This is a genomic window from Streptomyces sp. NPDC000348 (genome assembly GCF_042898795.1).
GTDB lineage: Bacteria > Actinomycetota > Actinomycetes > Streptomycetales > Streptomycetaceae > Streptomyces.
This window is the reverse complement of the sequence record NZ_JBIAZD010000003.1, coordinates 522,020-534,840: the sequence shown is the minus strand read 5'-3', so window position 1 is coordinate 534,840 and position 12,821 is coordinate 522,020. Positions and strand designations below refer to the sequence as shown.

The 12,821-nt window shown below is 72.2% G+C and carries 6 protein-coding genes, 1 tRNA gene and 2 pseudogenes; 2 read left to right on the top strand and 7 right to left on the bottom strand.

Going from position 1 to position 12,821, the window contains the following annotated elements; translation table 11 throughout:
• Window positions 1–506: 506 nt before the first annotated feature.
• Together ACFY3N_RS09310 and ACFY3N_RS09305 are read right to left on the bottom strand one after the other, a co-directional pair.
• A pseudogene (locus tag ACFY3N_RS09310) lies at window positions 507–1,337 on the bottom strand (transposase family protein); the annotation flags it as partial.
• A gap of 299 nt (window positions 1,338–1,636) precedes the next feature.
• A complete protein-coding gene (locus ACFY3N_RS09305; RefSeq protein ID WP_390815975.1) occupies window positions 1,637–2,521 on the bottom strand; it encodes an alpha/beta fold hydrolase in 885 nt (294 codons plus the stop codon).
• Window positions 2,522–2,614: 93 nt separating this feature from the next.
• Between ACFY3N_RS09305 and ACFY3N_RS09300 the strand changes: the two genes are divergently transcribed.
• Both ACFY3N_RS09300 and ACFY3N_RS09295 read left to right on the top strand, forming a co-directional pair.
• Window positions 2,615–3,097 carry a MarR family winged helix-turn-helix transcriptional regulator gene (locus tag ACFY3N_RS09300; RefSeq protein WP_390815974.1) on the top strand — a complete coding sequence of 161 codons (483 nt, stop codon included), beginning with the start codon at window positions 2,615–2,617 and terminating at the stop codon, window positions 3,095–3,097.
• 12 nt (window positions 3,098–3,109) lie between these two features.
• A pseudogene (locus ACFY3N_RS09295) lies at window positions 3,110–3,217 on the top strand (IS5/IS1182 family transposase); the annotation flags it as partial.
• A 269-nt stretch (window positions 3,218–3,486) separates the two neighbouring features.
• On the opposite strand, the gene ACFY3N_RS09290 reads toward ACFY3N_RS09295, so the two are convergent.
• From ACFY3N_RS09290 to topA, 5 genes are all read right to left on the bottom strand, one after another.
• A tRNA-Thr gene (locus ACFY3N_RS09290) sits at window positions 3,487–3,560 on the bottom strand.
• Between the two features lie 119 nt (window positions 3,561–3,679).
• Entirely contained in the window at window positions 3,680–5,272 is a 1,593-nt protein-coding gene (locus ACFY3N_RS09285; protein WP_390815973.1) for an alpha/beta hydrolase, read from the bottom strand.
• Between the two features lie 97 nt (window positions 5,273–5,369).
• Complete coding sequence (locus tag ACFY3N_RS09280; protein ID WP_390815972.1) at window positions 5,370–6,575, bottom strand: DNA polymerase III subunit delta'; 1,206 nt, start codon at window positions 6,573–6,575, stop codon at window positions 5,370–5,372.
• A gap of 88 nt (window positions 6,576–6,663) precedes the next feature.
• A complete protein-coding gene (gene tmk / locus ACFY3N_RS09275) occupies window positions 6,664–9,825 on the bottom strand; it encodes a dTMP kinase (protein WP_390815971.1) in 3,162 nt (1,053 codons plus the stop codon).
• A gap of 171 nt (window positions 9,826–9,996) precedes the next feature.
• Entirely contained in the window at window positions 9,997–12,810 is a 2,814-nt protein-coding gene (gene topA, locus ACFY3N_RS09270) for a type I DNA topoisomerase (RefSeq protein ID WP_390815970.1), read from the bottom strand.
• Window positions 12,811–12,821: the final 11 nt, after the last annotated feature.

Sequence of the window (12,821 nt, the reverse complement as noted above, 5' to 3'; positions counted from 1 at the left end):
TCACTCACCGCAACCCACCCGGCCCCGCCGATCACCGGCATGTTCCAAGGGCTCGAAACTCACGCAACTTACTCTGAGTCACGCTCGGTTGCGTCCGAACCTCGGCCGGGTGAACGTAGGACGACACAGTTCGCCACCGCCCCGTCCGCACCGGGCCCGGTGACCGTCCTGCCGTCGGACCACGGCGCCCGGGACCGCCGCGGTCTCCGCCGGACCGAACCGGCCGCTCCCACCGACGGGAAACGAGAACGCAGGTCACAAGAGTGACCTGCGTTTTTCATGGAGCCGCTTCGGGACGCGAACCCGAGACCTACGCATGACGCGTTCACCGATCTTGATCCGGTGGTGTCCAAGGACGTCCGGCAAACGGATTTCCTGCCTGCTCAGAAGGACTGCTGGACTCCAACGGACAGGAACGGACGCACCCGGATCGCGGGTGCGTCGAGACCCCGATGGAGATCGACCCTGCGCTTACGCGTCACCAGGCAGGGCCCAGCACCCGCGTGTCATTGAACTCTTCCCGGTAATGCTTCGTGATGCGTTGTGATCCTCGTCCAGGTGGTGCGGCCGTGTTCGAGTCGGAGCAGGGCGAGGGCTGCGCGGGCGATCCGGGTGATGGCCGCGAGGTCGAGGCTGACCCGGCGCAGGGCCTTGAAGGTGACCTTCAGCAGGGCGTCGACGCGTTCGGCGACGGCGTGGACGCCTCGGATCACGGCGTTGAACGCCTTTCCGTGCTCCGCGAGTTCACTGCCCCTGGACTTCTTGACCGGGTGCCGGAAGCCGCCTCCGGCGCTCTCGTGGCCGAGGCCGGTCGGGGTGGGGATGCCCAGGGCATCGACCAGGCCGTGTGCGCGGACGCAGGTGTGTCGTGCGCCCGGCCCGGGCAGACCGGAGAGCCAGATCGGCCGGCCGTCCGGGGCGGAGACGACCTGTACGTTCCCGCCGTGGTGCCCGTGTTTGCCGGACCACCACAGGTCGGTGCCGTTGGGGCCGGAGGCGGCGACGCGGTCGGTGCGGATCACGGTGCCGCCGAGGTTGAGGTGGGTGCGGCCGGCCGCGACGGCTCGCTCCAGGGCGGTGGCCAGGTCGGGCGCGTGGTCAGCAAGCACGGTCAGCCCTTCGTGGAGGCAGCGGTAGGAGGTCGGTGTGGAGACGCCGTTGTCGCGGGCGAGTCGAGCGACGCGGGTTCCGTCGACGAACCAGCGCAGGATGAGCACCGCCTGCTGGAAAGGGCCCAGGGCGCGGGTGTTGTCGCGGGTGCCGAGCCGCTCGCGGTGCCGTTGGAGGAGCCGGGCGAGGAAATCGGCGGTGGTCCTGCTGACGTCGAGGACGGCGGTTCAGGTGATACCGGAGGGCGCACGAAGCCTTCGGCCTTACGGAACTCGATCTTCGCAGACCCGTTCCTGCCAGGGGCTTCACGTGCATCTGACGCCAGATCACCACTCTCGGCCCCGGTGACCGCCCACGGTCACGCACCGCAACCATCATGTTCCCGAGAAGGACCCAACGGTCTCGCGGCGCTGTCGAATCGGCGCCGCCCGCCTGAACTTCATCGTGTGACCGCGTTGCTCACACGATGAAGGGCGCTCTGCCTCTGCAGGCGCGCTGTTGCGCGCTCAGGGGTTGGGTCCGGGGGTCATTCCGGGCTGTCGATTTTCCGGTAGAAAGCGAGGAGGGCGTCCGCGAGCCGTTCGGGTGCTTCCATCGCCACGTAGTGGCCGATGCCGTCGAGCGATGCGGAACTCACGTCCTCGGCGACTTGGCGTAGCGTCGCCGGCGTGAAGTCTCCCGACCCGCCGCCGATGGCGAGCACGGGCATGGTGAGCTGCCCGGAGGCCAGTTCTCGGATTTCCTCGCCTTCGCGGAGCATCGACCGGTAGAGCCCGGCCGCACCCTTGAACGCGTCGGGTCGCGTGTAGGAGCGGGTGAGCTCGTCGATGTCCTGGTCGGTGAACGCATCAGGGGTAGCACTGAGGGAGGGCAGGGCGTATTCGGAGAGGAATGCGCGCTCTCGCCCGGCGAGCAGCATCTCCGGGATGCCGGGGGCGGCGAGGACGCCGATGTGCCAGGCACCGCCGTGGGTGACGTCCGCGAGCATTTCCAGGCCGAACCCGGGCAGGCCGGTCTCGATCGCCGTATAGCTGCGCACCAGCTCGGGGTGTGCGGCCGCGACACGGAATGTGGTGGGACCGCTGATGTCCTGACCCGTCAGGTGAACGGGGCCGAGGTCGAGCAGGGTGATCAGTTCGCTCAGGTCCCGGGCCGCGGTCGCGCTGTCGTGCTCTCCGGTGGCGGTGGCGGAGTCACCGAAACCGCGCAGGTCGGGAGCGAACACGCGGTGGTGCGCGCTGAGCAGGGGGATCAGCTTGTGGAAGACCCACCAGGTCTCCGGGAAGCCGTGGACCAGCATGACGGGGGATCCGGCGGTTCCCGCCGAGACGTAGTGAAGCTCCGTGCCGTTGAGGCTGACACGGTGGTGTTCGAGGGCCGGAAGAGTGGCGCCGGGGGTCGTGGGGGCCATGGGTTTCCTCCGTTTGATCGACAACATGGTTGTCAGCCTATAGGTCGACAACCCAGTTGTCGACCCCGGCGGGATTCTCGTATGATGCGCCTTATGACACGGTCACCAGGCGCTGAGCTTGCGCTGCTGCTGCTCGGCGGCTTCCAGTCGATGGTGGACGACGTGGTCGGCGAACTGGCACGCCGCGGACACGAAGGCGTGCGTGCGTCCCACGAGTTCGCCCTGCGCGCCATCGGGGAGGGAGCGGACACGGCCACGGAACTCGGCCGCCGGTTGTCGGTGTCCAAGCAGGCCGCCGCCAAGACGATCGCCGCCCTCGAGCGACTCGGATACGTCGAGCGGGAGACCGACCCGAGCGACGCACGCATCAAGCGACTTCGCGTCACGGCCCGCGGCCACGACATGATGACGCTCGGCGCGACGCTCTTCACCGAGGTGCGTGACCGCTGGGCGGCGCAGATCGGATCCGAGCAGCTCGACGTCCTCGAAGCGCACTTGGCCCAGCTCACCAAGAACCGGCCGGCGGGCGCGGAGGGCCTCGCACGACTCGGCGGGGATCCCGGTGAGGCGATCTGACGACGCGGGCCGAAGGTCACCTTCAAGGCCCTGCGCCGGGTCAGCCTCGACCCCGCGGCCATCACCCGGATCGCCCGCGCCGCCCTCGTCGTGCTCCGGCTCGAACACGGCCGCACCACCAAGATCACAACGCGTCACGAAGCGTGGCCGAGAAAAGTTCAAGCCGACCGGCGCCCGCTCGACCTCAAGGGCCGGTCCCCTCTGTCCCAGGACGCCGTGCGGCGTAGGGGCGAGTTCTTCGCACCGCCGCAGTCGACCCCGATTCCGGACCCCACTGAGACCAGGAACGAGACCGCCGACACCCGCGCGGCACGCTCCCTATGCCGCCGTCGCATCCGCTGAACGAGAAAGGCCCAGCTCAAGGGTGAGGAGCTGGGCCTTCTTCGAAGAGCCGCCTTCGGGATTCGAACCCGAGACCTACGCATTACGAGTGCGTTGCTCTGGCCATCTGAGCTAAGGCGGCGCGCTGCCGGCACCATGGTGCGATCAGCGACGTCGGTAAGTCTACACAGTTTCCGAGGGTGCTTCGTACCGGCCCCGGAGGCGGGCCGGAGCGGACGCCTCCGGGGCCGGTCGTACCGGCTATGAGCAGCGCTTTCCGTCCTTCGGCGGGGTGCCGGCGAGCAGGTAGGCGTTGATCGCGGAGTCGATGCAGGCGCTGCCCCGGCCGTAGGCGGTGTGGCCGTCGCCCTCGTAGGTGAGGAGGCGGGCCGAGGAGAGCTGGCCGGCCAGGGCCTCGGCCCAGCGGTACGGGGTGGCCGGGTCCCGGGTGGTGCCGACGACGACGATCGGGGCCGCACCCTTCGCCTCGATGCGCCGGGCCTCGCCCGTGGCCCGCACCGGCCAGTACGCGCAGTTCAGCGAGGCCCAGGCGAGACCCTCGCCGAACACCGGGGACGCCTTCTCGAAGTCGGGCAGCGCCCGCCGCACCTCGTCCGGGGAGTCGAAGGCGGGCGGGAGGTCGAGGCAGTTCACGGCCGCGTTGGCGAACATCAGGTTGCTGTAGTCGCCGTTCGCGTCACGTTCGTAGTAGCTGTCGGAGAGCAGGAGGAGTCCGGCGCCGTCGTTCTCCTTCATCGCGGCCGTCAGCGCCTCGCGCAGCCGCTGCCAGGCGCCCTCGTCGTACATCGCGGCGATCACGCCGATCGTCGCCAGCGACTCGGTGAGCCTGCGGCCGTCGGCGTCACCGGTGGGGATCGGCCGGGTGTCGAGCTTCTCGAAGAACGCCTTGAGGTTCTCGCCGGCCCGCCCGGCGCCGGTGCCCCGGCCGCCGAGCGGGCAGTCGCTCCGCCGCACGCAGTCCTTCGCGAAGGCGGTGAAGGCGGTGTCGAAGCCCGCCGTCTGCTCGATGTTGAGCCGCCGCGCGGACAGCGAGGGGTCCATCGCGCCGTCCAGCACCAGCCGGCCCGCCCGGTCCGGGAACAGCCCGGCGTACGTCGCGCCGAGGAAGGTGCCGTACGAGGCGCCGACGTAGTTCAGCTTCCCGTCGCCCAGCGCGGCCCGGACGATGTCCATGTCCCGGGCCGCCTCGACGGTGGAGACATGGCGCAGCAGCTTCGGCGCGTCCGCTCCGCAGCCCTCGGCGAACCTCTTGTACGACGCGACCAGCGTGCCGGTCTCCCCCGCGTCGTCCGGTGTGATGTCCGTCCGCGTGAACGCGTCCATCCCGGGCCCGTCCAGGCACTCGACGGGTTCGCTGCCGGCGACGCCCCGCGGGTCGACGGCCACCATGTCGTAGCGGGCGCGCACGTCGGCCGGGTAGCCGATCCCGGCGTACGCCTGGACGTAGCCGACCGCCGAGCCGCCCGGGCCGCCGGGGTTCACCAGCAGGGAGCCCAGCCGCTTCCCGGGGCCCGTGGCCTTCTTCCGGGTGAGGGCGAGGCGCACGTCACCGGCCGTCGGTTCGGCGTAGTCGAGCGGGACCTTCAGCGTGGCGCACTGGAAACCGGGGACCTTGCAGTCACGCCAGGCCGGTTTCTGCCCGTAGTACGGCGCGAGGGCCGCGGGTGTGGAGCGGGGCAGGGGGACGAGGGCGGCCTCCGCCTGCTCCGCCGCCGCACTGGCCGCACTCGGACTGCTGCCCGAGGAGCAGCCCGGGATCAGCAGCGCGACGGCGGCGAGCAGCGCGGCTCCGGTTCCGGTACGGGTCCTGCGATGGGTGCGCCTTGTGTGCATGCAGCGAGCGTAACCGTGCGCGACGGTGCGGGTGCTCTGTGCACACGCCGTGCCCCGTACGAGTTACCGCGTCGAGCCACTGGGCGGATGCCCCCGGTCAGCCCGCCCTGAGGGCCATCGTCATCGCCTCCACCGCGAGCAGCGGGGCCACATTGCGGTCCAGGGCCTCACCGCACGCCGCGATCGCCTCGATGCGGCGGAGCGTGGACTCCGGAGAGCTGCCGCGGGCCGTGCGCTCCAGTGCGTCCTCGGCGTCGCCGTTGGCGATGGCGATGCGGGAGCCGAACTGGAGGGCGAGGACGTCGCGGTAGAAGCTGGTCAGGTCGCTCAGCGCCACGTCGAGGCTGTCGCGCTGCGTGCGCGTTCTGCGGCGCTTCTGATCGGCCTCCAGGTCCTTGATGACGCCTGCCGTGCCGCGCGGCATGCGGCCGCCCTGGGCCGCGCCCAGCGCCGCCTTCAGTTCCTCGGTCTCCTTGCTGTCCATCTCCTCGGCGAGCTGCTTGGCGTCCTCGGCGGCGGCGTCGACGAGTTCCTGGGCGGCCTTCAGCGCGCCGCCGATGTCCTCGACCCGCAGCGGCAGCTTCAGCACGGAGGCCCGGCGGGCGCGGGCGGCGGGGTCGGTGGCCAGACGGCGGGCCCGGTCGACGTGCCCCTGGGTGACGCGGGCGACGGCCGCGGCGACGTCCGGCTCGATGCCCTCGCGCCGGACGAGCATGTCGGCGACGGCGGCCACCGACGGCGTGCTCAGGTTGAGGTGGCGGCAGCGGGAGCGGATCGTCGGCAGGACGTCCTCGAGGGAGGGGGCGCACAGCAGCCAGACCGTGCGGGGGGCGGGCTCCTCGACGGCCTTGAGGACGGCGTTGGCGGACTTCTCGTTCAGCCGCTCGGCGTCCTCGACCAGGATCACCTGCCAGCGGCCGTTCGCCGGGGCGGTGAACGACTTGCGGACGGTGTCGCGCATGTCCTTGACCAGGATCTCCGAGCCGACGGCGGCGACCGAGCTGACGTCCGCGTGGGTACCGATCAGCGCGGTGTGGCAGCCGTCGCAGAACCCGCAGCCGGGGGCTCCGCCGAGGGCGCGGTCGGGGCTGACGCACTGGAGCGCGGCGGCGAAGGCACGCGCCACCTGGTTGCGTCCCGCGCCGGGCGGACCCGTGAACAGCCAGGCGTGCGTCATCCTCGACGCCTCGGGCGGGGGCGCGCCGGACGCCGCCGCGGTGACGAGCGCGTCGGCGTCGCGGGCGGCGCCGGCGAGCTGCTCGCTCACCCGCTCCTGCCCGACCAGGTCGTCCCACACGGTCATGGGTCGGACCGTCCTTCCGTCACGTCTGCCTTACCGGATCCATTGTGCGGGCGGGCACTGACAACGCCCGCACCCGTGGACCGGCCGGTCAGCGCCGGCGTCCCCGGCCCCCGTCCTCGTCACCGTCCTCGTGCTCGCCGTCGCGCGGGCCCAGCAGTTCGTCGGCCAGCGTCGGCAGGTCGTCCAGCGGGGTCTCCTCGGCCCAGTCCGAACGCGGCCGGCGTCGGCGGGGCGCGCCCCCGTCGTCGACCCGGGGCAGCTCGCGCGTGCGGTCGTCGGGCCCGTCGGTCCCCCCGGGGCCGCCCGCCGGCCGCTCGTCCCGGAAGTAGCCCGGCGGCACCCGGTCCGCGGACCCCCCGCCGTCCTCCCGCACCGGAGGCAGCACCGCCGTCTCGTCCGCCGCGCCCGGCGGCACCGACGGCTTCGGCAGCTCGGTCGTCACCTCGGCGTCGGACACCCCGGACCGGCCGGACCGCTGCCCGGCGTCCTCCTCCGGCACCCGGGGCAGCACGGCGGTCTCGTCGACCGGACCGCCCGACGCGTTCGTCGGCGTCACCACCGGCGTCGGTACGGTCGCCGCCTCGTCGGCCGCTCCCCGACGTGCGGCACCGGGGGCACCCGTCGTCCTCGGTCCCGCCTCCGCCGCGGCCGCCGCCTGCTCGGCCAGCCGCCGGGCCTGCTCCGCGCGCAGCAGCGCCTCCTCGGCCTTGCGCTGCTTCTCCAGGCGCAGCGCCTCGGCCTCGGCGCGCAGCCGCGCCTCCTCCTCGGCCTGCTTGCGGCGGCGTTCCTCCTCGGCCTTGCGGCGGGCCTCCTCCTCGGCGCGCGCCTTCTCCTCGGCGAGCAGCCGCTGCCGCTCCTCCTCCGCGCGCCGGCGCGCTTCCTCGGCCCGCTGCCGGGCCTCCTCCGCCTGCCGTTCCGCCTCGCGCCGCTGCGCCTCCTCCAGCTCGCGCCGCTTGCGCTCCTCCTCCTCGGCGCGCAGCCGGGCGAGCTGCTCCTCGCGCTCGCGCTCCAGGCGCTCCTCCTCGGCCTTGCGGGCCGCCTCCTCCTCCGCCTTGCGGCGGGCCTCCTCCTCGGCCTTGCGGCGTGCTTCCTCACGGGCCCGGATCTCGGCCTCGGACAGCGGCAGCACCCGGTCGAGCCGGTGCCGGATCACCGTGGTGACCGCCTCCGGTTCCTGGCCGGCGTCGACCACCAGGTAGCGGCCGGGGTCGGCCGCGGCCAGCGTGAGGAAACCGGCCCGCACGCGCGCGTGGAACTCGGCGGGCTCCGACTCCAGCCGGTCCGGCGCCTCGGTGAAGCGCTCCCGCGCGGTCTCCGGGGCCACGTCCAGCAGCACCGTCAGATGCGGGACCAGCCCGTCGGTCGCCCAGCGGTTGATGCGGGCGATCTCGGTCGGCGACAGATCGCGCCCGGCGCCCTGGTAGGCGACGGAGGAGTCGATGTACCGGTCGGTGATGACGACGGCGCCGCGCTCCAGGGCGGGCCGTACGACGGTGTCGATGTGCTCCGCGCGGTCCGCGGCGTACAGCAGTGCCTCCGCGCGGTGCGAGAGGCCGGCGCTGGAGACGTCCAGCAGGATGGACCGCAGCCGCTTGCCGACCGGGGTCGCCCCGGGCTCGCGGGTGAGCACGACCTCGTGCCCCTTGGCCCTGATCCAATCGGCGAGGGCCTCGGCCTGGGTGGACTTCCCGGCGCCGTCGCCGCCCTCCAGGGCGATGAAGAAGCCGGAGGCGGCGGTCGCCTGGTGCGGGTCGTCGCCGCCGAGCAGCGCGTCGCGCAGGTCCTGCCGCAGCGGCACGCCGGAGCGGTCGTCGACCTTGGCCAGCACCAGCGCGGCCAGCGGCAGCAGCAGCGCGCCGACCAGCATCAGCGTGAAGGCGGCGCCGCCGTGCGCGAAGACGAACCGGCCGTTCTCCAGCCGGTGCGGCCCGATGGCCGCGGCGACCAGCGGGGCGATCACCGCGCCGAGCGCCACGAAGACCCGGACCACCGCGTGCAGGTGCTCGGTCGTACGGGCCCGCCGCTGGTCCTCGGCCTCCTGGTCGAGCAGCGTGTGCCCGGTGTTGGCCGCCATGCCCGCGCCGGCACCCGCCAGCGCCATGACGATCACCACGCTGGTGACGTCCGGTACGAGTCCGGCGGCCAGCAGCGCGACCCCCGTGAGGGCGAGGGCGAGCGCGAGCAGCCGGCGCCGGGACAGGGCCGGCAGCAGGGCGGGCGCCGTACGGATGCCGACGACGACACCGCCGGTCAGCGCGCCCACCAGCAGGCCGTACAGCACGGGGCCGCCGCCCAGGTCCTTGGCGTGCAGCACCGACACGGAGACGGCGGCCGACACCGCGGCGGCGACGGACGCGGACGCGAGCACCAGCAGCGGCACCGCGCCGGTGCGGCCCTTGTCGGCGCCGGTGGCGCTCTTCGGGCGGCGCAGTCCCTCCAGCGGCGACCGGGCGCGCGGGGTGCGGGTGCCGGGCAGTTCCAGGAAGGTCAGGACGGACAGCGACGCGGCGAACAGTCCGGCCGCGACGTACGAGGCGAGGGCCGCCCGGTGGTCGCCGAACCAGTCGATCCCGGTGGCGAGCAGGTTGTTGCACAGGGCCGCGACGACGAGCGCGACGGCCGCGAGCGGTATCGCCACGAAGCTCGTGCGCAGCGACAGCCGGCGCAGCGCGTCCATGTGGTCGGGCAGCGGGCGCACGGTCGCGCCCTCGGGGGGCGGGGCGGGCAGCAGCGAGGGTGCGGCGCTCTCCCGGCACACCGTCCAGAACCGCTCGGCGACACCGGTCACGAAGGCGGTGACGAGGAGGACGGCCGGCGCGTCCTGGGGCGTCCAGTCGATCCACAGCGGCGCCACGATGAGCAGCGCGGCCCGCAGCCCGTCGGCGCCGACCATGGTCCAGCGGCGGTCCAGCGGCCCGTCCGGCGAGGTGAGCGAGGTGAGCGGGCCGAGGAGGACGGCGCCGAACAGCAGCGTGGCCAGGATGCGCACCCCGAAGACGGTCGCCACTGCGAACGCCACGCCCCGGTAGCCCCCGCCGAAGGACCCCTCGGCGACCGCCGCCTGCACGGTGAGGAGGACCAGCACCAGGAGGGCGAGGACATCACCCACCCCGCCCACGAGCTGCGCGCTCCACAGCCGTTTCAGCTGGGGTCGGCGCAGCAGGGCGCGGACGGCACGCTCGCGGGAGTCCGCGAGAAGGGCGTCGTCGGGGGCCGGCTGAGGGGCCGTTGGCTGCTCGGCTCGCGTCATGCGTTCAGCCTATCGGCCCGGGCCGACAGCCCGGCGCGACGCGCCTGACATGCCCACGCCCCGACACCGAAGTGTTGTCGGGACGTTCGCATTCCGAACCTCCGGCGAAGACCGACAGGGGACCGGACGGAAATCCGCGCGGTCCCCGGCGGGTACCCGCGCGGTGGGGTTTCAGTCCTCCGCCGCGTTCGAGGCGGTCGCCTTCTTGGCCGCCGTCTTCTTCGCCGTCGTGGTCTTCTTCGCCGCGGTCTTCTTGGCGGCCGTCGCCTTCTTCGCCGGCGCCTTCTTGGCCGCCGTCTTCTTGACGGTCTTCTTCGCCGTCTTCTTGGCGGGGCCCTTCGCCCGCTTCTCGGCGAGCAGCTCGAACCCGCGCTCCGGGGTGATCTCCTCGACGCTGTCGCCGGAGCGCAGCGTCGCGTTGGTCTCCCCGTCGGTGACGTACGGCCCGAAGCGGCCGTCCTTCACCACGACCGGCCTCTCGCTGACCGGGTCGGTGCCCAGCTCCTTCAGCGGCGGCTTGGCCGCTGCCCGACCGCGCTGCTTGGGCTGGGCGTAGATCGCCAGCGCCTCCTCCAGCGTGATCGTGAAGAGCTGCTCCTCGGACTGCAGCGACCGCGAGTCGGTGCCCTTCTTCAGGTACGGCCCGTAGCGGCCGTTCTGCGCGGTGATCTCCTGGCCCTCGGCGTCCGCGCCGACCACACGCGGCAGCGACATCAGCCTCAGCGCCTCGTCGAGCGTCACCGTGTCCAGGGACATCGACTTGAAGAGGGAGGCCGTACGCGGCTTGACCGCGTTCTTGCCGGTCTTCGGGGTGCCCTCGGGAAGGACCTCCGTGACGTACGGACCGTAGCGGCCGTCCTTGGCGACGATCGCGTGACCGGTCGCCGGATCGGTGCCCAGCTCGAAGTCGCCGCTCGGCTTGGCGAGCAGTTCCTCGGCGAGCTCGACGGTCAGCTCGTCGGGCGCCAGGTCCGTGGGGATGTCGGCGCGCTGGTGCTGCTCGGTGTCCTTCTCGCCGCGCTCGATGTACGGGCCGTAGCGCCCGACCCGCAGCACGATGCCGTTGCCCACCGGGAACGACGACACCTCGCGCGCGTCGATCGCGCCCAGGTCGGTCACCAGCTCCTTGAGGCCGCCGAGGTGGTCCCCGTCGCCGTTGCCTGCGTCGGCCGCGTCCCCGTTGCTCGTGCCCTCGCCGAAGTAGAACCGCTTCAGCCACGGCACCGCCCGCGCCTCGCCCCGCGCGATGCGGTCGAGGTCGTCCTCCATCCGGGCGGTGAAGTCGTAGTCGACGAGCCGGCCGAAGTGCTTCTCCAGCAGGTTGACCACGGCGAAGGAGAGGAAGGACGGCACCAGGGCCGTGCCCTTCTTGAACACGTAGCCGCGGTCGAGGATCGTGCCGATGATCGACGCGTACGTCGACGGCCGGCCGATCTCCCGCTCCTCCAGCTCCTTGACCAGCGACGCCTCGGTGTAGCGGGCCGGGGGCTTGGTGGCGTGCCCGTCGACCGTGATCTCCTCGGCGGTGAGGGCGTCGCCCTCGGCGACCTGCGGCAGCCGGCGCTCGCGGTCGTCGAGTTCGGCGTTCGGGTCGTCGGCGCCTTCCACGTACGCCTTCAGGAAGCCGTGGAAGGTGATCGTCTTGCCGGACGCGCTGAACTCGACGTCCCGGCCGTCGGCCGCCGTGCCGCCGATCCTCACGGTGACGGAGTTGCCGGTGGCGTCCTTCATCTGCGAGGCGACGGTCCGCTTCCAGATCAGCTCGTAGAGCCTGAACTGGTCGCCGCTCAGACCGGTCTCGGCGGGCGTACGGAAACGGTCGCCCGAGGGGCGGATCGCCTCGTGCGCCTCCTGCGCGTTCTTGACCTTGCCCGCGTAGGTGCGCGGCTGCGGGGGCAGGTAGTCGGCGCCGTACAGCTGCGTGACCTGGGCACGGGCGGCGGCGACCGCCGTCTCGCTCAGGGTCGTCGAGTCCGTACGCATGTAGGTGATGTAGCCGTTCTCGTACAGCTTCTGCGCGATCTGCATCGTGGCCTTCGCGCCGAAGCCGAGCTTGCGGCTCGCCTCCTGCTGCAGCGTCGTCGTACGGAACGGGGCGTACGGCGAGCGGCGGTACGGCTTGGACTCGACGGAACGCACGGCGAACCGCGTGTTCTCCAGGGCGGCGGCCAGGGCGCGGGCGTGGGCCTCGTCGAGGTGGAGGGTGTTCGCGCTCTTCGGCTGCCCCAGGGAGTCGAAGTCGCGGCCCTGCGCGATCCGCCTGCCGTCGACGGTCTGCAGGCGGGCGACAAGCGACGACGGGTCGCTCGCGTCCCCGGCCCGGCCGGTCGCGAAGGTGCCCGTCAGGTCCCAGTACTCGGCGGAGCGGAACGCCATGCGCTCGCGCTCCCGCTCCACCACCAGCCTGGTGGCGACGGACTGCACGCGGCCGGCGGACAGCCGGGGCATGACCTTCTTCCACAGGACCGGCGAGACCTCGTAGCCGTAGAGGCGGTCGAGGATGCGGCGGGTCTCCTGGGCGTCGACCAGCTTCTGGTTGAGCTGGCGCGGGTTGGCCACGGCCGCGCGGATCGCGTCCTTGGTGATCTCGTGGAAGACCATCCGCTTGACCGGGATCTTCGGCTTGAGCACTTCCTGCAGGTGCCAGGCGATGGCCTCGCCCTCGCGGTCCTCATCGGTGGCGAGGAAGAGTTCGTCGGACTCCTTCAGCAGGTCCTTCAGCTTCTTGACCTGGGCCCGCTTGTCCGCGTTGACCACATAGATCGGCTGGAAGTCGTGGTCGACGTCCACACCGAGGCGGCGGACCTCGCCGGTGTACTTCTCCGGCACCTCGGCGGCGCCGTTGGGAAGATCGCGAATGTGCCCGACGCTCGCCTCGACGATGTAGCCGGGGCCGAGGTAGCCCTTGATCGTCTTCGCCTTGGCAGGCGACTCGACGATGACGAGTCGGCGGCCGCCCTTCGCGGTCTCGCTGGTCGGGGACAACTTCGCTCTTC